Genomic DNA, 22,054 nt, shown 5'->3' with positions numbered 1-22,054 from the left:
ATGGAATGACGACCATCAAGCCAACACCGGTGATCCCCCATCCGGGCGCGGCACGGCCACGCGCGAAGGGGTCCTACTTCCTGTCGCTGTTCCGGACAACCGATCCCAAACAGATCGGCATCATGTACCTGACCACGTCGTTCGCCTTCTTCATGGCCGGCGGCGTGATGGCGCTGCTGATGCGCGGCGAGCTGGCGCGGCCGGGGCTGCAGTTCCTGTCGAACGAGCAGTTCAACCAGCTGTTCACCATGCACGGCACGATCATGTTGCTGCTCTACGCGACGCCGATCCTGTTCGGGTTCGCGAACTACATCCTGCCGCTGCAGATCGGGTCGCCGGACGTGGCGTTCCCGCGGCTCAACGCGTTCTCCTACTGGCTGTTCCTCTTCGGCGGCCTGACCGTCATGGCCGGCTTCATCACGCCCGGCGGCGCGGCGGACTTCGGCTGGTTCGCGTACACGCCGTTGTCGAGCGCGGCCCACTCCCCCGGCATCGGCGCGGACCTGTGGATCATGGGCCTGGCCGTCTCGGGTCTCGGCACGATCCTCGGCGCGGTCAACATGACCACGACCGTGATCTGCCTGCGCGCGCCCGGCATGACCATGTTCCGGATGCCGATCTTCACCTGGAACATCCTCGTGACGTCCATCCTGATCCTGCTGGCGTTCCCGATCCTGACCGCGGCTCTCATGGGCCTGGCGGCGGACCGGCACCTCGGCGCGCACGTGTTCGACCCGAACAACGGCGGCGTCATCCTGTGGCAGCACCTGTTCTGGTTCTTCGGCCATCCCGAGGTGTACATCGTCGCCTTGCCGTTCTTCGGCATCGTGACCGAGATCTTCCCGGTGTTCTCCCGCAAACCGCTGTTCGGCTACAAAGGACTCGTCTTCGCGACCCTGGCGATCGCGATGCTGTCCGTGGCCGTGTGGGCGCACCACATGTTCGCGACCGGCGCGGTGCTGCTGCCGTTCTTCTCGCTGATGACGTTCCTGATCGCCGTGCCGACGGGCATCAAGTTCTTCAACTGGATCGGCACGATGTGGCGCGGCCAGCTGACGTTCGAGACGCCGATGCTGTTCGCGGTCGGCTTCCTCGTGACGTTCCTCTTCGGTGGCCTGACGGGCATCCTGCTCGCGTCGCCGCCGATGGACTTCCACGTGTCCGACACGTACTTCGTCGTCGCGCACTTCCACTACGTGCTCTTCGGCACCATCGTGTTCGCGACGTACGCCGGCATCTACTTCTGGTTCCCGAAGATGACCGGCCGCATGCTCAACGAGCCGCTGGGCAAGCTGCACTTCTGGGCCACGTTCCTCGGCTTCCACACGACGTTCCTCGTGCAGCACTGGCTGGGCAACGAGGGCATGCCGCGCCGCTACGCCGACTACCTGGAGTCCGACGGGTTCACGACGCTCAACACGATCTCCACGATCGGCGCGTTCGTCCTTGGCGCGTCGGTGCTTCCGTTCGTGTGGAACGTCTTCCGCAGCTACCGCTACGGCGACCCGGCGACCGGCGACGACCCGTGGGGCTACGGCAACTCGATGGAGTGGGCGACGACCTGCCCGCCGCCGCGGCACAACTTCAAGGAGCTGCCGCGGATCCGGTCCGAGCGGCCGGCGTTCGAGCTGCACTACCCGCACATGGTCGAGCGCATGCGCGACGAGGCGCACTTCTCGCTCGTCAAACCGGGCAAGCACCGGGTGGGCAAGGACGAGCTCACCGAGGAAGTGCTGGCGTCAACCGAGCGCAACGGGCACACCGAGTAGCACCCGCATCGTGTCGGTGAGGACGCGGATCGACGGCGCGCCCTCCACGAACCGCTGCACGCCCAGCCCGATCCCCAGCGACAACAGCGCCCGCGCCACATCCGGCACGGGCAGCAGCGGCCTGAGCGCCAGCTCCCGCACCTGCGCCTCGATCAGGCCCGACAAGGCCTCCGCGACGAACGCGTCCCGCTGCGCGAGGGATGCACGCAACGCCGGGTCCTTGCGCGCCTGCAGGGCGAACTCGACCTCGAACTGGGTGCGCGGCTCGTCACCGATCATGCGTTCCGCGTAGGCCTCGAACGCCGCCAGCCGCTCGTCCAGCGTTCCGGCGCTGAACACCGAGGCGATCGCCGCGATCCGCTCCGCGTACAGGGCGTCGAGCACGATCAGGCACAGCTCGTCCTTGCCGCTGAAGTTCGAGTACACCGCACCCTTCGAGAACCCCGCCGCGTCGGCGATCTTCTCCAGCGACGTGGCGTGGTAGCCGTCCCGCAGGAACAGCCGCTGCGCGGTCTCGCTCAGCAGCTCACGGGTACGCGCCTGACTCTCCGCGCGGGTCAACCTGGCCACGCCGTCGATCATACGTTGACAGACCACCGGTATCGAAATACCGTCGGTATCTGTGACGGACGTACTCGTGATCGGAGCGGGACCAGCGGGAATCGGTGCGGCCATCCGGCTGCGCGAGCAGGGCTTCGACGTCGAGGTGCTGGAGAAGTCGCACGACCTGGGCGGCACGTGGCGCGACAACACCTACCCCGGCTGCGCGTGCGACATCCCGTCGTCGCTCTACTCGTACTCGTTCGCGCCGGACACGTGGTCACGCGCGTTCGCCGGCCAGGCGGAGATCCTGGCCTACCTGCGGCGAACGGCCTCAAAACACGGGATCGAGCCGCGCTACGGCGTCGAGGTCGAGAGCGCCGAGTGGGACGGCGCTCGGTGGGTCGTCAACGGCGAGATCACCGCCAGGGCGATCGTTTCGGCGACCGGGCCGTGGCACGAGCCGCTGATCCCGGACCTGCCGGGCGACTTCGGCGGCGAGGTCTTCCACTCCGCGCGCTGGAACCACGACTACGACCTCACCAACAAGCGCGTCGCCGTGGTCGGCACGGGCGCGTCGGCGATCCAGTTCGTGCCCGAGATCCAGCCGCTCGTCGAGCGGCTCTACCTGTTCCAGCGCACGCCGGCCTGGGTGCTGCCGAAGCCCACGCTGAAGCTCCCGCGCAAGGTGGTCTATGGGTTGTTAGAGCTCTTCAGCTTCGGGTTTCGCCATCCCGCGTGCATGAAGGTCGTGCAACAGTTAGGGGTTCTAACTCTTGCGAGAGCCATTAAGGATCGTGAGCTGCGATCCGCGCTCACACCGGACTTCGTGCTCGGCTGCAAGCGCCTGCTGATGTCGAACACCTACTACCCCGCGCTGACCAGGCCGAACGTCGAGGTCCTGCCACACGCGGTACGCGAGTTCACCGCGAACGGGGTGATCGGCGGTGACGGGGTCGAACGAAAGTTGGATGCTCTGATCTTCGCTACCGGGTTTCACTTCAGTGACCCACCGATCGCGAAGAAGGTCACGGCGGGCGGCCGCTCGCTCGCCGACGTGTGGCAGGGCAGCCCGCAGGCGTACCTGGGCACGTCTGTGCACGGATTCCCGAACCTGTTCCTGCTGCTCGGCCCGAACCTGGGCACCGGCCACTCGTCGGCGTTCACGATCATCGAGACGCAGCTGAACTACATCACCAGCGCGCTGAGGAGCATGCGCGACCGCGACTGGCCGGTCGTGGACGTGCGCCCGGAGGTGCAGGAGGCGTTCAACACCGAAGTGCAGCGGGCGCTACAACGGACCGTCTACAACGCGGGCGGATGCGTCAGCTACTACCTCGACGCCAACGGCCGCAACTCCACGATGTGGCCGTGGTCGACGATCCGGATGACGCGACGCATCCGCGAGTTCGCCCCCGACGACTACCTCACCAGCACCGCCGTTCGAACGGATATCCGGGCAGCGGCACCCGCCGAACTCCCGCCGGGGTGATCGCCTCCCAGGCGACGTCCACTCCGCGCGACCACAGCGAACCGACGGTCTCCAGGAACGACCGCTGATCGACCACAGTGGACACATCGACGACCAGCGCGCCCAGCTGCGGCACCGCGGGGCACAGGTCGTCGGCGAGAGCGAGCCAGTGCCGCGGATCGGTCACCTCGTCCTCGGTGACCACGGCGCCGGTCGATCCGGAGAGCAGCGGCAACTGCCCAGCACGAGGCTGAGCATTGCACACCGCCTTCTCGTACCGCTCCTCGCTGCCACGGGCCTTCGCGAGCGCGACGGCCTCGTCGAGCGTGAGCGTCCCGGCGACGCAGGCCGCCGAGTACTCGCCGAACCCGGTCCCCAGCACTGCGACCGGCTGGATCCCGGCCGTCATCAGGCGATGCGCGGTCAGCACGTCCGCGGCGATGTTCTCACCGGTGAACGAGAACACCAGCGACGAGAAGTCCGGCGTGCGCACCGGCCCCGTGACCACGTCAAAGTCCCGGCACACGGCGAAAGTGCGGTACGGCAGTGCTTTGCGGCCCACCTGCAACGTGTGCGCGACGTCCGCGAGCCGCACCTCGTGCAACGCCAGGTGTTCCCGCAGCTCGTCGGTCACCACCCGCAGCGCGGCGGGAGTCTTGGCGGACAACGGAACCAGGTGCCACTCCTGCTCCACCGGCACGACGTCCGCCGGCGGCGCCTGCGCCAGCACGACATGTGCGTGCGCGCCACCGGATCCGGCCGCCGCCACCGCGGCCAGGCTGCCCGCGGGCCGCGACCCGACGGACGGGAAGCCCGCCACCGACGGCTCCCACCCGTGCTCCACGGCCACCACGGTCTGGATCAGCGCCAGTACCCCGGACGCCTGGCCGAGCCGAGGGTTCGACGCGGACCCGACCAACGCCGCCGGGTAGACCTCGCTCAGCGTCGCGGTCTCGGTGCGGTCACCGGGCACGTGCGGCTCGACGTGCCCGACATCGTCCGGTTCGACCCCCGCCGCCGCGAGCGCCCCCAACGCCGCCTCACGAGCCCCGGCGGCACCGCAGCCCGACGCACGGGCCCGCCGTCTGCCGTCGTTCGCGACCGCCGAACCCTTGATCACGGCGTGCACGTGGTCGCCGTCCGCGAGCGCGTCGGCCATCCGGCGCAGCACCACGATGCCGACCCCGGAACCAGCATCCTCAATGGACACACCTCCGGCGAGCGCGAGGTCGCACTGGAACCCCAGCAGGTCCTGCGCCGCCATGTGCACCGCGACCAGCGACGACGCGCAGGCCGCCTGCACCGTCACACACGGGCCGGTGACGTCGAGCTCGTACGCGGCCCTGGCGACGAGCCCGTCGGGTGTGTTGCCGAACAACGACTCCGTGCCCGGACGCGGGCGCGCGAGCAACTGCCAGCTCACGTTCGCGGACCCGTAGATCCCGGCGACGCCGTCCCAGCTCTCCAGCACGTAACCCGCGCGTTCCGCCGCGTGATAGGCGCATTCGAGGAACATCCGGTGCTGCGGGTCCAGGTCGGCGGCCTCCTCGGCCGAGTAGCCGAAGAACGCCGCGTCGAACTCACGGACGTCCTGCGGCAACCGGGCCATCAGACCTATGACGGCGATGTCAGTGGTGCTCATGGTCTTCCTTCCTGGCACGGCCGCGCCGGGCCGCGTGTTGACACGCCGCGCGTTGGCGCGCGCGGGAAACCATGACGGCCTCGCTCGCCCCGAGACGCCCGGAGTCGAGCACCTCCGCGAGACCCGCGACCGTCGGATGGGCGTACAGATCGGCCATCGGGATCTCCCGCCCCAGCGCCACGGCGAGCGCCGCCTGCAACCTGACCATGAGCAGCGAGTCGCCGCCGAGGTCGTAGAAGTTGTCGCGGGCCCCGACGCGCTCGCGGCCCAGCGTCTCGCCCCACGTCGCCGCGATGCGCTTCTCCATCGCCGTGCGCGGCGCGACGAACGCGCCCACGTCGATCCGGCTCAGCCCGGCGAGCGCGCGCCGATCGAGCTTTCCGTTGGGCGTCAACGGAAGTTCCGCGATCCGGCGGAACGCCGACGGCACCAGGTGGGCGGGCAGCTCGCCCGCGAGGCGCGCCCGCAGCCGCGCGGGCACCGCGTCGCCGGTGAAGAACGCCACGAGCCGGCCGTCGGCCGCGATCACCGCGCACGCCGACACACCCGATTGCCGGATCAGCACCGACTCGACCTCGCCCGGCTCGATCCGGAACCCGCGGATCTTCACCTGCTCGTCGGTGCGGCCGACGTACTCGAGCAGGCCGTCCGGCCGCCAGCACACGAGATCACCGGTGCGGTAGGTGCCCTCGAACTCCCGCCCGTGCAGATATCCCTTCGCCACACACGGCCCGCTCACCCACAGCTCGCCCGCGACGCCCACCGGGACCGCACGGCCCCAGGTGTCGAGCACGCGCACGCGGGTGTTCGGCATCGGCCGGCCGATCGGCGGTTTGCCCTGGCCCGCGCAGACCTCGGCCATCGTCGCGAACACGGTCGTCTCGGTCGGGCCGTAGGCGTTGATCATCCGCCGGCCGTGCGACCACTTCTCGACGGTCTCCTCGTCGCACGCCTCGCCCGCGGCGATGACCAGGGCTCCCGGCGGGATCGCGTTGTCCGGCAACGACTTCAGCACCGACGGGGGCGCAGTGATCTGCGTGAACCCGAGGTTCGCGATGGTCGCGTCGAGCGTCCGGGCGATCACCAGCGTGGCGCCGTTGAGCAACGCCCCGGCGATCTCCCAGAACGCGACGTCGAAGCTCGGCGAAGTCCACTGCAGCACGCGGTCCCCCGGACCCGCGAGCCGCCCGGCCACCAGTCCCGCGACACCGCGGTGCGTGACCTCGACACCTTTGGGCCGGCCGGTGGAACCGGACGTGTAGATCACGTACGCCGTGGCGTCCAGCGGCACGGCGATGTCCGGTGCCGTCTCCGGAAACCCTGCCGAATCGAGGTCCTCTGTGACGAGATCCCCGAGCACGAGCCGCGGCCTGGCGTCCTCGCGCAGCAACGCGATTCGTTCCGCGGGATAGTCCGGATCGATCGGCACGAACGCGGCGCCCACGCGCGTCACCGCGAACACGGCCGTGACCAGTTCGATCGACCGGCGCAGCTGCAGCGCGACCCGGTCACCCGGCCGCACGCCGCGGGCGATCAGCAGACGCGCCAACCGGTTCACGCGCGCGTCGAGCTCCGCATAGGTGAGCTCGGTGCCCTCGAAGACGACCGCCGTCGCGTCCGGTGTGCGCCAGACCTGGTCGGTGAACAGGTCGGGCAGCGTGCGTTTCGGCACGGCGAGCGCCGTCGCGTTCGCCTCGGCCATCAGCCGGTGCTCGGCCGCGTCGAGGACGTCGATCTCGCGGACGTCACGGGTGAGGTCCGCCGTCGCGAAGCGGATGAAGCGACGCAGGATCGTCTCGGCCTCGGTGCGGCTGAACAGGTCCGGCCGGTACGTCAGCCGGGCCTCGTTGCCGGTGACGACCAGCGCCAGCGGGTAGTGCGGCGCGCTGACGGCCGTGAAGGTCTCGCTGCCCGGAAAGTTCTCCACGACGATCGCGGTGTCGAACAGCGGGCCGGTCTCGCGCTGGATCGCGGGGAGCCCGAAGTGCTGGTGCGGCACCAGTTCCGCCTGCTCTGCCTGGACGCGGACCATGAGGTCGTGCAGCGTCTCGTCCGGTCGCAGGCGAATCCGCGTCGGCACGGTGTTGATCAGGCAACCGACGATCTCGCCGACCCGCTCGACGTCGGGCGATCGGCCGGAGACCGTCGTACCGAACACCACATCGTCGCGTCCGGTGAGGACGCCCAGCAGCAACGCCCACGCGGTTTGCACGACCGTGTTCCGCGTGATCCCCCGATGCTCGGTCGTCAGCTCGGCGGACACTGCCTCGTGCGGCAACTCGCCGGCGCGACCGGCGACCAGCGTCGGTTCCTCCACCCCCGCCAGCGCGGCACGCCACACCTCGGCGGCCGGCTTCTGGTCGTGGGTGACGAGCCACGCGAGGTGGTCGCGGAAGTCGGCGGGCGGCGGCAGCTCCCGTCCGTCGTAGAGCGCTTTGAGATCGTGCACGAGCACCGGCACCGACCAGCCGTCGAGCAGCAGGTGGTGGAACGTGATGTGGAGGTCGCGGCCGTCCGGATCGAAGCGCAGCGGCAGCTGCGGCGTGTCCGCGATGTACTGCACCGGGCCGCTGTCCGCGTGGTTGCGGAACCCGAGCCGCAGCGCCGGGTGCCGGTGGATCAGGCGGTCCACGGCCGCGCGCAGCCGCGTCGCGTCGAATGGCCGGTCGAACGGGACGGTCACCCGCACGACGTAGCAGTCCTCCTCGAGCAGGCTGTGGAAGAACATGCCTTCCTGCAACGGGGTCAGCGGCAGCTCGCGCCCGAACGCCACGGCGGGCACCGGTTCGGGGGCCGGCGTCGCCAGGGTGCCGAGCTCACCGATCGTCTTGGTGATCACGTCGCGGACCGTGAAGGCGCAACCGTGCGCCCGCGCCCGGCTGACCAGGCGGATCGCGCTGATGCTGTCGCCACCGATGTCCAGGAACCGGTCGCCCTCACTGACCCTTGCCAGGTGCAACACTTCCCGGACGAGCCGGCACACCAGGCTTTCGCCAGGTTCTCCGGCGACCGGCAAAGCGGCGCGGTCGACCTTGCCGTTCGTCGTGAGCGGCAGCCGGTCCATGGTGACGATCGTGTGCGGGATCATGAAGTCCGGCAACGTCTTCGCCAGCTCGCGCCGCACGTCGCGATCGTCCCCCGGCACCAGGTAGGCGATCAGCCTGCCGTCCCTGACGACCGTCGTGTTCGGCCCGAACTCGGCGAGCGCCGCCTCGACCTCCCCCAGCTCGACACGGAACCCGCGGATCTTGACCTGCCGGTCGCTTCGCCCGATGAAGTCGAGCGAGCCGTCCCACCGCCGCCGCACCAGGTCACCCGTGCGGTACCGCCCGCCGGCGAAGCGTTCCCGCGTCAGCTCGGGCTGGTTGAGATACCCCTTGGCGACGCGTGAACCGCCCAGGTGGAGCTCGCCTTCCCGAGCAGGTCTCAGGTTCTCGTCGAGGACATGCACTTCCACACCCTGCAAGGGTTTGCCGATGGGCAGCGGACTGCTCGTGTCGGTCACCTTGTGATGGCAGGCGAAGACCGTCGTTTCCGTTGGCCCGTAAGCGTTGTAGACCTCGATGCCGGGACACGCGTCGAGCACCTTGCGCGCCGCGGTCGGCGACACGACGTCGCCACCCGCGAGGACGCGCGTGACACCGTTGAGGCAGGCCGGATCCTCCTGCGCGACCACGTCGAACAATGCGGCCGTGAGGAAAAGCGAAGTGATTCGGTGTTCTCCGATCTGTTGCCGCAGAAGGGCGATGTCGATGTCGCATGGCGGCGCGAGGACCACAGTACCGCCGTTCAGCAACGGCACCCAAATCTCGTATGTAGACGCATCGAACGCCGGTGATGCGATAGCGAGCACGCGTTCTTGTTTGTGCCAGCAAGGATCCTGGGCGAACGCGGCGACGTTCTCCTGTGTGACCGTCACGCCTTTCGGCCGGCCCGTTGAGCCGGACGTGTACATGACATACGCCAACTCGGGGTCGCAGTGCCCCGCGATGTCACGTTCGATGAACTTGCGTCGCAGGTCGGGCCACCGCGGGTCGATCGGCACGTACACACCGCCGGCCAGCAGAACTCCCAGCATCCGTACCACGAATTCGATCGAGCGCGGAATATCGACCGGCACCAGCCGGCCCGGAGTGAGATTCAATGTGCGCGCGATCTCACCCGCCCGGACGTACAGGTCCATATAGGACACCTGTTCGCCGTCCGCGATCAACGCGGGGGCGTCGGGAGTGCGGACAACCTGTTCGGTGAACAGCTTCAGCAAGGTCTTCATCGTTCCCCACCACGCGTGTGTGCCGTTCCTGGTTCGCCTGGTTCCGGCCAGCGGGGAGATCCTTGCGACGAGCGGATGACCGGTGTCTACATTAGTTGCCTTTCCACACCTTGGCGAACGCACGCAACAATTCCTGTGCCCCATACGGGTTAGCCCCGAGATACCGGCGCACGCGTGCGAGCGTCTCGAAGTCGCCGGGCCCTCGGGTGAGCCCGAGGCGCATGCGCGGTTCGTCCAGCGTGCCGTCGAACACGTCCAGCAGCGTGGCCAGGTACTGGGTCAGCACGACGACGTCGAGCTGCACGTCCTTCGCGCTCTCACCCACCTCGGCCGCCTCGACCTTGCCGCCGTACTCGCGCAGCAGGTCGCCGGTGAGGTCGTCGGGGTGTTCGTCGAGGACCGGGATGAGCGCGGCACCCGCCTTCCGGTCGTCCTCCCGGCTGAGGCGGTCCATCGCCGCGCGCGTGATGCCGTCCAACAACCGCTGGGCCAGGTGTGCCGCGACCCGTTGCAGGCCACGGCCCCGCGTCTCGTCCGGTGGGAGCGCGCCCATGACGTCGACCGTGCGGATCAACTCGCGCGCGAGCCCGCCGGACAGCACGTACGCCAGGGCGACGAACTGCTCGGGCACGTCGACCATGCTGGACTTCAGCAGCGTCTTCGCTTCCTGGAACCGCAGGTAATCCACTCGGACGATGGTGTCGAACGCACTGTCGAACACCGTTCGCATGCCCATGGCCTTCAGGTCGAAGTCGGCGAGCGCGTCCTCCGACACCGCGACGAGGAAGAAGCAGTTCGGCACGTTGAACACGGCCTTGAGCTCGTTGAGGAACTGCTGCGCGCGCTCGCCGTCGCTGATGCGGTCCAGCTCGTCGATCGCGACGAGCACCTTGCCCCTGGTCGCTCGTCCGACGCAGTCGGCCGCCTTGCGCAGGAAGTCGCGGAACCGGTCGACGCGCTGCGGGTGGTTCAGCGGGATGTCGTCGCGTTTCGTCTGGTACTTGCCCTTGCCCTTCGCCACGGGGGTGTCGATCGACGCCTCCCGTTCCATGGTGCGGCTCAGCAGGAACCGCAGCCGGTCCCGCTCGCTCTGCGCGAGCCGCGCCAGTTCTCCGGGTGCGAGCACATCGTCGCCAGTGCTCTTGGCGCGGAAGCGGACCCTGCGGTCCTCGTGTTCGCGGGCGTACTTCTCGACCGCGTCGCAGGTCCGGTCGAACAGGTGGATCAGAAACTCCTCGCTGGAGTAACCGACCGGTGCGGCGACCTGGATCGCGAGGTCCTCGCAGTCCGTGCGGTCGCCGTCGATGTACTCCCCCTCGCACCACCGCTGGAGCAACGTCGACTTGCCCGCACCGCGCGGGCCGGCGAGCGCGAAGCTGCCCCGGCCGAGCCTGGAGAGGCGGCGCAGTTCCCGGACCGCGAACGTGTCGACGTCCACGATCTCGCCGACCACCCGTTGGCTATGGGCGGGCAGCCACGTGCTGAACGCGTTGGCGACGCGGTTGCCGACCTCGGTGGCCGCGGGCAGCAACCCCTTGCCGAACAGGCTTTCCAGCCACACGTCGAAGTTGTGCTGAGCGGTTTCCTCGTTCTGGTTCCGGATCGCCCTGGACAGGCCGTAGGCGCCGACCGCCACCAGCACCGCGAACAAGCCGAGCAAGCCGCCGGTCAGGCCGAGCTGGTGAATGCTCAGCCAGATCACGCCGACGGGCCCCGCCAGGACGGCCAGCCCTCCGGCCAGCGGGGCGAAGATCGTCTGCTCGACGTCGAGCAACGCCGCCCCCGCCAGCACCGTCAGGATGACGATCGACCAGACGAGGGACGCGGTCGGCGACAGGCCGGTGCTCTGGAGCAACACCCACAGCAGAGCGAGGGTCCCGCCCACCCCGAGCCCGCCGAGCGTCAGTCCGGTGATCGGGCGGTGGGTGCGCGTCGACCACAGCAGTTTGCGCCGGGACCGCTGGTACTCCTGGCGTTCGGGTTCGGCGCACGCCAGGACCGCGCGGGGGTTGCCGGTCACCTTGTCGCGGAGCTCCCGGGAGATCTCCGGCGACAGCCCGTAGTTCTCGACGACTTCCTCGGTGAGCATCGCCAGCACGGCGCCGGACACGTCCTCTTCGGGGTCCTGGGGCATGTCGCGCCGGTGGCGGATCTGGTACGGCTCGGGCATTTGCCACGGCGTGGACTGTTTCGTGATGCGCAGCCACACCTTGCGCACGTCCTCGTTGCCGGGCAACTCGTCGCGCATCGGGGCGACGATGTCCCTCGCCTCTTTGAGCTTGTCCTGCTCGTACAGCAGCTCCGCGATCTTCAGCCGTGCGGGGAGATCGCGCGGGTCGAAGTCGAGCACGCCCTGCCACACGTGGAGGCTTCTGCTCTCCCCGGCCCGGTAGCGGGCGAGCGCGGGGCTTCGATCGTTGCTCAAGGCGATGGTGTCGAGTGCGATCGCCGCTCGTGGCAACCGCGGGCCGGTTTTGAGCGCCCGCTGGAACTGCGCGCGCGCATCGCCCCCGTGTTGCTCCAGGACGCACCCGTACTCGGTCAGCACCACCGCGGCCGGCTCGGCATACGCCAGTTCCAGTGCCTCCTGCCGCACGTCGTACCTGCGCGCGAGCACCCTGATGCGCAACAACTTCGCCCGCAGGTCGCCGGGATCGGCCTCGAGTGCCCGGTCGAGGTAGGCGAGCGCGCTCGCGTCCTCGGTGCGTTCCATCGCGCAGATCGCCCGTTCGACCAGCACGGGAGCTGACGGCGGCGCTTTCGCCAACGCGTTCTCGGCCGCCTTGAGGTCGCCGGACATTCGCAGTGCCGTGGCATATCCCGCGTGTGCTTCAGCGCTTTTGCTGTCAACGACGATGGCGGCGTCGAACGACTTCCTCGCCGCCACGTCGTCTCGCAGCGCCGAACCGTGGTAGACCGAGAGGCACAGCGGGTCGTCCGGCTGTCCGAGCGCGACCAGGCCGCGGGCCAGATAGGCGTGGAGAGTGAAGGGGTCGCGGAGTTTCCCGAGCTCCGCGCGACCTTCGTCCCACCTTCTCAGCAGCCACAAGGCTTTTACCCGCCCGGCTGTGGCGCGATTGGTGGTGTCGTCTTCCAAGGCGGTGAGCGCGGCGGCGCCGTCAAACCGTTTCAAGGCTGCTTCGGCGGTCTCGATCGCGCTCATGTCCCTATGTAGGGCTGTGCGCGCGGTGTGTTACAGCAGGGCGCCCACGACGGCGCCGAACACGATGTGGTCCAGCCACTGCGGAACCCGCGGCAGGGCGCGGATCTCCGGGTAGCGCCTGCCGATGATCTCCAGGTCCAGCAGCGCGATCGCCGCTCCCGCCGCCGCGCCGCGGGCGGCACCTCGGACGTGTGCCTTCGTCAGCACGAGGGTCCACCACGCCGAGATCCCGAGGTGTGCGACCACTCCCGCGGCCACGCCGCCTCCGAGCAGGCTTCCCGCGGCGCGGGTGGCGGCGAGTGGGTCCCTTCGGGTGGCGATCGCGTGCACGGTCGACGGAATTCCGCTCACCACGGCCGCGACCGCGAGCGCGCGCAGGGGTCCCCCTGTTCGGAGCACCCCTTGCGTCATAGCGTGCCACCTACCCCTGACAAGAACCGTTATGGCCACCTTCGCAGACCTGAGGTCCGTCATGGTGGCCATAACGGTCATTACTCATGAGCGTTTGCGGTTGCGGAGGTAGTCGGAGACGACGGCGGCGCCCAGGCCGTCGAGGTCCGGGGCCACCACGCGGCCGCCCGAGCGGCGGGCGACCATGTCCACGAAGGCGGCGAGGCGCGGGTCCTCGCCGAGCATGAAGACGGTGATCGTGGCGCCCAGGCGGGCCATCGAGTCGACCTCGGCCAGCGTGCGGGCCAGCGTGCGCGGGAGGGGCGGGTAGTTGAACTCCGCCTCGCCGTCCGACTCCAGGTGCGCGGTGGGTTCGCCGTCCGTCACGACCAGCACGACGGGCTGGGCGTCCGGGTGGCGGCGCAGGTGGCGGCACGCCAGCAGCAGGGCGTGGTGCAGGTTGGTGCCCTGTTCCCACACGCCTTCCAGCGCCGTCAACTGTCCTATGTCGACGGTCTCGGCGTATCGGCCGAACGTGATCAACTGCAGGGCGTCCGAACGGAACCGCGTGCGCACCAGGTGATGCAGCGCCAGGGCGGTGCGCTTCATCGGGACCCAGCGTCCGTCTTGGACCATCGACCACGACGTGTCGACGCACAGCGCGACGGCGGCGCGGGATCGTTGCTCGGTCTCGGAGATCTCGACGTCGACGACGTCCAGCTTCAGCTCGCCCGAGCGCAGCACGGCGTTGCGCATGGTCCGCGGGATGTCCCACGGCTCGGTGTCGCCGAACTGCCACGGTCGCGTGCTGCCGGTCGGCTCACCGGCGGCGCCCGCGCGCTGGCTGTCACGCTGGCCCTGGCCGCGGATCTTGTCGATCACGCCGCGCAGCGCCGTCTCGCCCAGGCGGCGCAACGCTTTCGGGGTCAGCTGGAGTGTTCCGTCGGGGGCGCGTTCGAGGATGTTCTGCTGCCGCAGCGCGCGTTCCAGCTCCGCCAGCCGACGCGCGTCCACGGACGCCTCGGGGCCGAGCTGGCGTTCCAGCGCCTCCAGGTCGATGTCCTCCAGGCGGGCGCCCGGATAGGACTGCGCGAGCTGTTCGGCGAGCGCGTCCAGTTCGGCCAGGTCGGCCATCGCCTGCGCGCCCTCGCCCAGTCCCAGGGGGTCCTGGCCGCGGAAGCGCGCGGAGGACGTCCAGTCCTCGCCCGGCCGCAGGGCCTGCAGCATCGAGTCCAAACGCGACAGTTCGGAGCCGATTCCCGTTGAACCGAAGGCCTGCTCGCTCAACGCGGCCAGCTCGGCGCGCTGTTCGGCCGTCATCGAGTTCATCATCCGTTGCGCGGCGGCGGAGCGGGCCGCCAGCGCGTCGATCAGCTCGTCGACGTTGCGCGGGTTCTCCGGGAAGAACTCGCCGTGCTTGCGCATGAAGTCGTCGAACATGCGTTGCGTGTCCGGCGAGCCGGTGGCATGCGCATTCAGCAGTTCGTTCAGGTCGCGCAGCATGCGCTGGATGCGTTTGACGTCCGAGCGGTCGACGCCCTCCAGGGCCTGCTTCATGCCCTGGAAGCGCTGGTCGAGCAGCTCGCGGCCGAGCAGTTCCTGGATCTTCTCGTACGACTGGCGCGCCTCGGGCGACTGCCAGTCGTACTCCGCCAGCTCGCGGACCGCGGCGGCCGTGCCCGGCGGCAGCGCGTCGAGCTGGGCCTCGCGGAACCGGGCGTCGTCCGAAGGGTCGGGGAACAGCGCCCGGCGTTCGGCGTCCAGCGCCTCGTCGAGCAGGCGGCGGACCTCCTGCAGGGTGCCGTCGAGGCGGTGCCTGCGCTGGATCGCGGCCCGCCGCTGCCACAGGCGGCTCGTCAGGTCGTCGAGGCCGCGGGTGCCCTCGACGCCGCGGCGCAGCAGCTCGCGCAGCGCGGACGCCGGCGAGGCGCCCTCCATGATCTCGCGACCCAGCTCGTCGACCGCCGCGCGCAGGTCGGTGGGCGGCGCGAGCGGGTCCGCGCCGCCTCCCCAGCGTCCGTAGCGGTATTTCACCCGTAGACCTGTCGTTCGTCGTCCTCGTCCTTGGCGAGATGCCGCGTCAGGTACAGCGACTCCAACGCCAGCTCGACGGCCGACGCGATGCGGCCGACGGGATCCTTCGGACCGGCGCCCAGCCGCGCCGCGACCTCGTGCAGCACCGGCAGTTCCGGCAACGCGGCCAGCAGGTCACCCGCGTGCACGCGGTCGCCGGTCGCGACGGGGTGCCCGTCGGAGACCGTGTCCGCCAGCGCGCGCAGGTTGAGCCCGGCGAAGCGGTTGCGCGCGGTGTCCGCGATCGAGCGGCGCAGCAGGTGGATCAGGACCTCGTCCTCGCGCCCCTCCTCCCCCGCCTCGAACTCGAGCTTGCCGCGCAGCACGTCCGGCACCGACAACAGGTCGACGGGCCGCGCGATCGCGGGCGTCTCGCCGATCAACGCGCTGCGCCGCAACGCGGACGCCGCAACCGTTTCCGCCGCCGCGACCGCGAACCGCGCCGAGACACCCGACCGCTGGTCGATCGACGTCGACTCGCGCAGGTGCCGGACGAACCGGGCGATGATCTCCAGCAGGTGGTCGCCCACCTCGGCGACGACGTCGGCCTCCTGCCGCACGAGCGCGACCTCGTCGGCGATCTCCAGCGGGTAGTGCGTGCGCACCTCGGCGCCGAACCGGTCCTTCAGCGGCGTGATGATGCGGCCGCGGTTCGTGTAGTCCTCGGGGTTCGCGGTCGCGACGAGCAGCACGTCCAGCGGCAGCCGCAGCGTGTAGCCGCGAACCTGGATGTCGCGTTCCTCCATGACGTTGAGCAGCGCGACCTGGATGCGTTCGGCGAGGTCCGGCAGCTCGTTGATCGCGATGATCCCACGGTGGCCGCGCGGCAGCAGGCCGTAGTGGATCGTCTCCGGGTCGCCGAGACTGCGCCCCTCCGCGACCTTCACCGGGTCGACGTCGCCGACCAGGTCGCCGACGGACGTGTCCGGCGTGGCGAGCTTCTCGGCGTACCGCTCGTCGCGGTGCCGCCACACGACGGGCAGGTCGTCGCCCAGCTCGCGGGCCCGCCGCTTGGATTCGGGTGTGATCGGCTCCAGCGGGTGTTCGCCCAGCTCGGAGCCCTCGATGACCGGCGTCCACTCGTCCAGCAACGTCACGAGCGTGCGCAGCAACCGGGTCTTGCCCTGGCCACGTTCACCCAGCAGGACGACGTCGTGCCCGGCGAGCAACGCCCGTTCGAGCTGCGGCAACACGGTCCGCTCGAAGCCGACGATGCCCGGCCACGGGTCCCGGCGTTCGCGCAGCGCGGCGAGGAGGTTGTCCCTGATCTCGGTCTTCACGCCGCGCGGCCGGTGCCCTGCGGCACGCAGCTCGCCCACCGTGCGTTCTTTCGGGGCGTTCTGGGTCACGTCACCGACGCTACTTGCGGTTGCCGCCGGAGTCGACGTGGAGCGACTCCAGCCCACGCAGCGTGACCGCATCGGAATTGCGAGTGTCCGTCACAAATTCGACCATTTAAAGATACCGCCGGGTAGACACTTCCGGATGGAATATCAACAAATTATTCTGCGTGCGTTCTCCGTGTGCTGAAACCGCACCGATCCCCCGGCGCCCGGCCGGAGAACTCCGAAAGCGTGGTGCTTTCATGTCCATGCGCGATCATTCACGCAACCGCAGATGGCTCCTCCGAGCGCTGGCCGCGACCTTCGGAGCCGGCGTCGCCACGGTCACCGGTCTGCCCGGCGCCTCGCGGGCCCGAGCGGCGTGCGGGGACCAACCGGTCTTCGACGCGTGCAAGGACGCCGGGCACACCGCGCTCCACGCGTGCGCGTTCGACGACTGGGCCTGCAAGTGCGCTGCGAACACGGCACTTCAGAACTGCTACCTCACCTGTGTGGACGATCCGGAGATCCAGGCCGAGGCGCAGGAGGTCGCGGCCGCCCGCCAGCAGTCGTGTTCCCTGGCGGCATGATCTCCGCCTTCCTGTTCGGTACGCGACTCGCGCTCGGCACGATGCTGCTGGTCGCCGGCGCGGCGAAGCTCGGGTCCACTGTGGACTTCGCCGCGACCGTCGATCGGTACCGCGTGCTGCCCGCCGCGCTCGTTCCCCTTGTCGCCACACTGGTTCCGCTGCTCGAGGTGGGCTGCGGCGCGCTACTGCTGCTCGGTGTGGCGCCGCGCGTCGCGGCGCCACTCGCCGCCGGGCTGCTGGTCGCGTTCGCCGTGGCGATGGCGGTGAACCTGGTGCGGGGCGAGCGGTTCGACTGCGGCTGCGGCGGCACCGACCGCGAGATCAGCTGGTGGCTCGTGGCGCGCAACGTCGTGCTGTCCGCTGCCGCCGTCGCCGTGGCCGCCCTGCCCTCGGCGGTGCCCGCGGTCACCGGAATCGCCGTGGTGATCACGTTGGTCGCCATGGCGCTGACCGCGCAAGTGGTGTCCGGCGCGGCACATCTGGCGCGAGTGCTGGGGAAACCGGCGTGAGCACACCGTGGATCGCCGCGTTCGTCGCGCTGACCGTGCTGGTGATCGCGCAGTCGATCGTGCTGCTCGGCTTGGTGAGCAAGGTGACGACCGCACTCGAACGTGCCGAGGTGCACACGTCCAGCGGACCACAGCCCGGGACACCGTTGCCCGCACTGGAACTCGAGGACGCCGACGGGGCGCCGGCGACCGTCGGCGAGCCGCCACTCGTGCTCCTGATGCTGAACCCGCGGTGCGGGCCCTGCGCACGACTGCTCGAACGGCTGAACAGGACGAAGAACGCGCCGCCCGACCGCGTCGTGGCGATCATCGACGTCGCCGCGCGGCCCGCGCCGGTGCCACCGTGGCTGACCGTGCTCTACCAGCGGGACGGGACGGCCGACCGCGCGCTCCGGCTCGATCGAACCCCGCTGGCCCTCACGGTGGACAACGACGGCCGGATCGCCGCCACACGGGTGCCGGTGAACGCCGCCGATTTGCTGGTGTCGCCATTCGGTGTCGTCCAGAAAAGCCCGGAATTGTAGGAAGCCTCGTTTCGCGAACGGTCAGCCCTCGCATGGTGCACAATGGCCGGCGATGAGTGTTGACTTTCGATGGGCGCCCTCCCCCGCGGACTGGCGCACCAGCCTCCGGACGATGGTCCCGATGTTCCGCTGGGCCCCCTGGTTCGCCCTGGTCCTGGGCGGGTTCTCGGTCGTGCTGCTGTTCGTGGACATGACCGCCGCCGGCCTGTTCGGCCTGGCGTTCGCGCTGGTCATCGGCCTGATGGAGCCGGTCGCCGTGTGGTGGCGGTTCAGCTCGAACGACCTGGTCAGCCAGACCGTCGTGGGCAGCGCCGACGAGTACTCGTTCCGCATGGCCGTCGGCGGCACGATCCGCGAGGAGATCGACTGGGCGGAGCTGCCCAGCTGGACCGAGACGCGGTCCGGGTTCGTCCTGCGCACCCTCGACGAGGGCGCCGTCGCGTTGTCGGTGCCGCACCGGGCGTTCGCCGATCAAGACGAACGTGACCGGTTCCGTGCCCTGTTGGAACGCCACATCGGACCCGTTGGCTAGCGCACCGCCCCGCACGCCGTAATCTCGAAGCGTGTCCTGTGCGAGTGCCACGCTGGTCGTGTGGACGTCGGGATGGCTGCATGGTCTGGCCGCCTCCGACGACGTCCTCGACGCCCTGCAGACGTGGGCCGAGCTGCACGAGGTGGTCGCCGACGACGACGGCACGGCCACCGCGCTCGACCTGCCCGGTCCCGACGAGGCCCCCGTGGGGCCCGCCCTGCTGCTGGCCGCCCTGCGGCGGGCGGGAGCGACCGGCGCACGGCTCGTACTTCCCGTCGCCGGGGATGTTCGCGGACTCGGCGGCAAGGGCCCCCTCTCCCAGTGCGCTCTGCGTGCCGGCGAGGCGATCGTCGTGCCTTCGGTGAGCGTCGGACTCGTGCCCAAACTCGTCGCCGATGGCGTGATGCGGTGGACTGTGTTCGATTTGCCCACTTCTTCGGGTTTGGAGCACATTCCGATCGGCGAGGCCGAGCACGGGCTCGGTGCCGCGATGCGGGAGGCCGCCAGCACGCTGGTGACGTTGGACGTGGCGCGGCACCGGCCCAACGTGCGCAAGGAGATCGCGGAGCTGGCCACCGCCAACTCGACGCTGCCCTGGCCGCAGGGGATGCCGCCTCGGGCGCTGCGGGTGTTGCAGCGGGCCGCGGAGGTGGACGCGATTCTCAAGGTCGCCGCGTCCGACACTCCCGGTGGGGCGATGTCGGCTTCGGCCACCGAGGCTCGCGCTCAGGCGTTGCGGCCGCTGTCGGACGCGGTGCGGCGGGCTCGGTGTGCTGCCGTGGACGAGGCCGTCCGGGTGCTGGCCGACCAGTCCGCCGGCCGTCACTGAGACCAGCGGCGCAGCCGAACGGCCCAGCACGATTCCTCCGAATCCCCTCACCCGCCCGAGCCGATCCTGATTAGCTGATCGGATGTGGGATCCGTTCGGCACGCTGGAGAACGCGCTGTGGATCGGCGGCGCGCAGTGGTCGGGTAAGTCGACCGTCGGGCGCATCCTCGCGCACCGGCACGGGATCACGGTGTACCACTACGACTACCACGACGCGCGCGGCCACAACGACCGGCGCATCGCCCAGCGCGCGCTGCGCGGGCAGCCGTTGTACGGCCGCGAACCGGAGCCGACCGCCGAACTGGAAGCGCAGCGCATCCTGGAGGAAAGCTTCGCCGACCGGTTCGAGTGGGCGCTGGACGACCTGCGCGCGCTCGTCTCCGGCCGGCCCGTCCTCGCGGAGGGATGGGGACTGCGGCCCGAGCTGGTCATGGAGTTCAGCAAGCCGGACCGGATGATCGTGATGGTGCCGAGCGAGGACTTCCGGCAGCACCAGGCCCGCACGCTCAAGCGGGCCGCGATCAAGAACATCGACCGCGACCGGATCATCGCGGAGGATGCCGTTCAGAACGCACGGAAACTAGGCGTGCGGGTGTACGAAGTGGACGGTTCGCGCGACGCCGAACAGGTCGCCGGCGACGTGGCCGATCATTTCGCCGAACAACTTCGCCAATGAATTCAATTCCCCCTCAACCGCAATGGAGTTCGGAGACGAACACCTGGCAGAACGAGAGGGGGAAGCAAGATGCACTCGGTGATCAACCGCTACGTCCGCAACCTCGGGTGGCCGCTGCTCGTCCGCGACGACGGCGTGTTCCTGCCCGGTGGCCTCGACATCGTGGGGCTGCGCGTGCACGCCGGGCTCGCCGGCGAGGTGAACACCGAGATCCGGCGGCGCGAGATCGTCGTTCCGATTCTGGCCGTGCCGCACCACTGGATCTTCCTCACCGAGGAGCCGTACCAGCGGTTGCCGCCGAACGTCGCCGTCGCGCGCGGGCCGATTCCGTTGCCACCGACCGAAGTGGACGGTGTGGTCACCCGCTGGGTCAGCGCTCCCACTTCGAACGTGCCGCCTGCCGCTGTCGTGGTCGACGCGATCAGGTTCGTGCAGCGCAAGCGTTGAGGACGGTCGGCGGCCCATGACGCCGACCTGCGACGGGGCTGGTTCCGAGACCGGCGACCCTCCCATCGGCCGGGTGCTCCCGGCCCCGTCGCGACATAAAGCACCGCTCGCCCCCGGTCCCCGACACACCCCGCGGGGGCGAGCGGCCCGTCAAGCTGAGCGAACGTGACGTTTGGGGACATAGAAGTCCGCAAACGTCACGTTCGCTAGCGGCTGGTGGGGCGCTTGGCAGGCTCGCAGCACAGCGGCGCGCAGAACGCACCGTCCACAGTGCATCCCAAGGCGGCGAACGAGGACAGCTTGCGCGCCGGGACGCCGTCGGTGTGCTCGCGGACCAGTTCGATCACCAGCTCGGCGAAGCGGGGGTCGGAGTTCGGCGTCGCGGCTCGGGCGAACTCCATGCCCAGCTCCGCGGCCCTGTCACGGGCCTCGGTGTCCAGGTCCCACACGACCTCGAGGTGATCGGACACGAAACCGATGGGGCACACGACAACCCCGGACACGCCCGCGGAGTGCAGGGACTCGATGTGGTCCACGATGTCCGGCTCCAGCCACGGTATCTGCGGCGGGCCGGACCGCGACTGCCACACCACGTCGTACTCGGTCAGGCCCAGCTCCAACGCCACCAAGCGAGAAGCCTCGGCCACCTGACGCGAGTACAGGTTTCCCCCGAGCTCGGGCGGACCGGCGGCCTTGTCCGCGGACACGGGCACGGAGTGCGCAGTGAACACCACGCGGCTCGGGCCGGACAGCGAAGCCATGGCCGCGCGAACGGCGTCGGCGAAAGCCCCGATGAAAAGCGGATGGTCGAAGAACTGGCGCAGCTTCACCAACTCCGGGCCGTCCGGAACGGCGGCACGCGCGCGCAGGATGTCCTCGTCGTACTGGCGGCACGCCGAGTAGCCGCCGTACGCCGACGTCGGGAACACCAGGGCCCGGCGCACCCCGTCGGAGGTCATCTTCGCGAGGGTGTCCTCGACCATGGGATGCCAGTTGCGGTTGCCGAAGTAGATCGGCAGGTCGAGCCCGGCCGAGCGGACGGCCTCGATGGCCGACAGGTTCAGCGAGTTGATCGGGGATACGCCACCGAAGTGCTGGTAGTGCGCCTCGACCTCGTCGAGACGCTCCGGCGGGACTCCGCGGCCGCGCGTCACGTTCTCCAGGAAGGGACGAACATCGGCCGGGCCTTCCGGGCCCCCGAACGACAACCAGAGCAGCGCGTCGAAACTCACGGTCCACATCCTGGTACCCGGCAACCGAACCCGCACAACCGGGGTTGCCTTGACGCGAACGTCAAGGTTTAG

The 22,054-nt window shown here is 69.6% G+C and carries 17 protein-coding genes; 9 read left to right on the top strand and 8 right to left on the bottom strand.

Annotated features, from left to right (window positions below; all coding sequences use genetic code 11):
• The first annotated feature begins 5 nt into the window (after window positions 1-5).
• Window positions 6-1,769 (top strand): aa3-type cytochrome oxidase subunit I, encoded by a 1,764-nt coding sequence (ctaD, locus tag QSK35_RS18500; protein ID WP_285747731.1) that lies wholly within the window; start codon window positions 6-8, stop codon window positions 1,767-1,769.
• On the opposite strand, the gene QSK35_RS18495 is transcribed toward ctaD, so the two are convergent.
• Window positions 1,740-2,339, bottom strand: a complete 600-nt coding sequence (locus QSK35_RS18495; RefSeq protein WP_285747730.1) for a TetR/AcrR family transcriptional regulator — start codon at window positions 2,337-2,339, stop codon at window positions 1,740-1,742. The genes ctaD and QSK35_RS18495 overlap by 30 nt on opposite strands.
• Window positions 2,340-2,391: 52 nt before the next feature.
• On the opposite strand from QSK35_RS18495, the gene QSK35_RS18490 reads away from it, so the two are divergent.
• A complete protein-coding gene (locus QSK35_RS18490; protein ID WP_285747729.1) occupies window positions 2,392-3,801 on the top strand; it encodes a flavin-containing monooxygenase in 1,410 nt (469 codons plus the stop codon).
• Here the strand turns inward: QSK35_RS18490 and QSK35_RS18485 are convergent.
• The 6 genes from QSK35_RS18485 to QSK35_RS18460 all read right to left on the bottom strand — a co-directional run bounded on the left by QSK35_RS18485 (window position 3,737) and on the right by QSK35_RS18460 (window position 16,670).
• On the bottom strand, window positions 3,737-5,422 hold the full coding sequence (locus tag QSK35_RS18485) for a beta-ketoacyl synthase N-terminal-like domain-containing protein (RefSeq protein ID WP_285747728.1): 1,686 nt from the start codon (window positions 5,420-5,422) through the stop codon (window positions 3,737-3,739). The two genes, QSK35_RS18490 and QSK35_RS18485, sit on opposite strands and share 65 nt — an antisense overlap.
• Window positions 5,409-9,695, bottom strand: a complete 4,287-nt coding sequence (locus tag QSK35_RS18480; protein ID WP_285747727.1) for a non-ribosomal peptide synthetase — start codon at window positions 9,693-9,695, stop codon at window positions 5,409-5,411. The genes QSK35_RS18485 and QSK35_RS18480 overlap by 14 nt, the downstream gene beginning before the upstream one ends.
• A gap of 91 nt (window positions 9,696-9,786) precedes the next feature.
• Window positions 9,787-12,858 carry a P-loop NTPase fold protein gene (locus QSK35_RS18475; RefSeq protein ID WP_285747725.1) on the bottom strand — a complete coding sequence of 1,024 codons (3,072 nt, stop codon included), beginning with the start codon at window positions 12,856-12,858 and terminating at the stop codon, window positions 9,787-9,789.
• Between the two features lie 30 nt (window positions 12,859-12,888).
• The gene (locus QSK35_RS18470; RefSeq protein WP_285747724.1) at window positions 12,889-13,269 is read right to left on the bottom strand and encodes a hypothetical protein; all 381 of its coding nucleotides are present in this window, start codon (window positions 13,267-13,269) and stop codon (window positions 12,889-12,891) included.
• Window positions 13,270-13,353: 84 nt separating this feature from the next.
• The gene (locus tag QSK35_RS18465; protein WP_285747722.1) at window positions 13,354-15,282 is read right to left on the bottom strand and encodes a vWA domain-containing protein; all 1,929 of its coding nucleotides are present in this window, start codon (window positions 15,280-15,282) and stop codon (window positions 13,354-13,356) included.
• Window positions 15,279-16,670 (bottom strand): sigma 54-interacting transcriptional regulator, encoded by a 1,392-nt coding sequence (locus QSK35_RS18460; RefSeq protein ID WP_285747720.1) that lies wholly within the window; start codon window positions 16,668-16,670, stop codon window positions 15,279-15,281. The genes QSK35_RS18465 and QSK35_RS18460 overlap by 4 nt, the downstream gene beginning before the upstream one ends.
• A gap of 236 nt (window positions 16,671-16,906) precedes the next feature.
• Here QSK35_RS18460 and QSK35_RS18455 point away from each other — a divergent pair, with 236 nt between their 5' ends.
• From QSK35_RS18455 to QSK35_RS18425, 7 genes are all read left to right on the top strand, one after another.
• Window positions 16,907-17,233 (top strand): hypothetical protein, encoded by a 327-nt coding sequence (locus tag QSK35_RS18455; protein WP_285747718.1) that lies wholly within the window; start codon window positions 16,907-16,909, stop codon window positions 17,231-17,233.
• Window positions 17,230-17,742: a MauE/DoxX family redox-associated membrane protein gene (locus QSK35_RS18450; RefSeq protein ID WP_285747716.1), complete on the top strand. Its 513-nt coding sequence runs from the start codon at window positions 17,230-17,232 to the stop codon at window positions 17,740-17,742. The genes QSK35_RS18455 and QSK35_RS18450 overlap by 4 nt, the downstream gene beginning before the upstream one ends.
• Window positions 17,739-18,266 (top strand): TlpA family protein disulfide reductase, encoded by a 528-nt coding sequence (locus QSK35_RS18445; RefSeq protein ID WP_285747714.1) that lies wholly within the window; start codon window positions 17,739-17,741, stop codon window positions 18,264-18,266. Before QSK35_RS18450 ends, QSK35_RS18445 begins: the two co-directional genes overlap by 4 nt.
• A gap of 121 nt (window positions 18,267-18,387) precedes the next feature.
• Window positions 18,388-18,798: a YcxB family protein gene (locus tag QSK35_RS18440; RefSeq protein WP_285747712.1), complete on the top strand. Its 411-nt coding sequence runs from the start codon at window positions 18,388-18,390 to the stop codon at window positions 18,796-18,798.
• A 31-nt stretch (window positions 18,799-18,829) separates the two neighbouring features.
• Window positions 18,830-19,627, top strand: coding sequence for an Rv1486c family protein (locus tag QSK35_RS18435; RefSeq protein ID WP_285747710.1), 798 nt, complete (start codon window positions 18,830-18,832; stop codon window positions 19,625-19,627).
• Between the two features lie 82 nt (window positions 19,628-19,709).
• Window positions 19,710-20,303, top strand: a complete 594-nt coding sequence (locus tag QSK35_RS18430) for a hypothetical protein (RefSeq protein WP_285747708.1) — start codon at window positions 19,710-19,712, stop codon at window positions 20,301-20,303.
• Between the two features lie 69 nt (window positions 20,304-20,372).
• Window positions 20,373-20,750 carry a hypothetical protein gene (locus QSK35_RS18425; RefSeq protein WP_285747706.1) on the top strand — a complete coding sequence of 126 codons (378 nt, stop codon included), beginning with the start codon at window positions 20,373-20,375 and terminating at the stop codon, window positions 20,748-20,750.
• Window positions 20,751-20,956: 206 nt separating this feature from the next.
• On the opposite strand, the gene QSK35_RS18420 is transcribed toward QSK35_RS18425, so the two are convergent.
• A complete protein-coding gene (locus tag QSK35_RS18420; RefSeq protein WP_285747704.1) occupies window positions 20,957-21,982 on the bottom strand; it encodes a ferrochelatase in 1,026 nt (341 codons plus the stop codon).
• Between the last annotated feature and the right edge of the window lie 72 nt (window positions 21,983-22,054).

The organism is Lentzea sp. NBRC 105346 (assembly GCF_030269605.1).
In the GTDB taxonomy this organism is placed as follows: domain Bacteria; phylum Actinomycetota; class Actinomycetes; order Mycobacteriales; family Pseudonocardiaceae; genus Lentzea.
Note: the sequence above shows the minus strand (reverse complement) of the source record. Positions and strands in the feature narration are given on the sequence as shown.

What these genes read in the sequence shown, in the direction of transcription:
- QSK35_RS18475 (WP_285747725.1), bottom strand. Translation starts at nt 12,858, where the DNA reads ATGAGCGCGATCGAGACCGCCGAAGCAGCCTTGAAACGGTTTGACGGC.
- QSK35_RS18425 (WP_285747706.1), top strand. Translation starts at nt 20,373, where the DNA reads ATGCACTCGGTGATCAACCGCTACGTCCGCAACCTCGGGTGGCCGCTG.
- ctaD (WP_285747731.1), top strand. Translation starts at nt 6, where the DNA reads ATGACGACCATCAAGCCAACACCGGTGATCCCCCATCCGGGCGCGGCA.
- QSK35_RS18430 (WP_285747708.1), top strand. Translation starts at nt 19,710, where the DNA reads ATGTGGGATCCGTTCGGCACGCTGGAGAACGCGCTGTGGATCGGCGGC.
- QSK35_RS18440 (WP_285747712.1), top strand. Translation starts at nt 18,388, where the DNA reads ATGTTCCGCTGGGCCCCCTGGTTCGCCCTGGTCCTGGGCGGGTTCTCG.
- QSK35_RS18455 (WP_285747718.1), top strand. Translation starts at nt 16,907, where the DNA reads ATGTCCATGCGCGATCATTCACGCAACCGCAGATGGCTCCTCCGAGCG.
- QSK35_RS18485 (WP_285747728.1), bottom strand. Translation starts at nt 5,422, where the DNA reads ATGAGCACCACTGACATCGCCGTCATAGGTCTGATGGCCCGGTTGCCG.
- QSK35_RS18450 (WP_285747716.1), top strand. Translation starts at nt 17,230, where the DNA reads ATGATCTCCGCCTTCCTGTTCGGTACGCGACTCGCGCTCGGCACGATG.
- QSK35_RS18470 (WP_285747724.1), bottom strand. Translation starts at nt 13,269, where the DNA reads ATGACGCAAGGGGTGCTCCGAACAGGGGGACCCCTGCGCGCGCTCGCG.
- QSK35_RS18480 (WP_285747727.1), bottom strand. Translation starts at nt 9,695, where the DNA reads ATGAAGACCTTGCTGAAGCTGTTCACCGAACAGGTTGTCCGCACTCCC.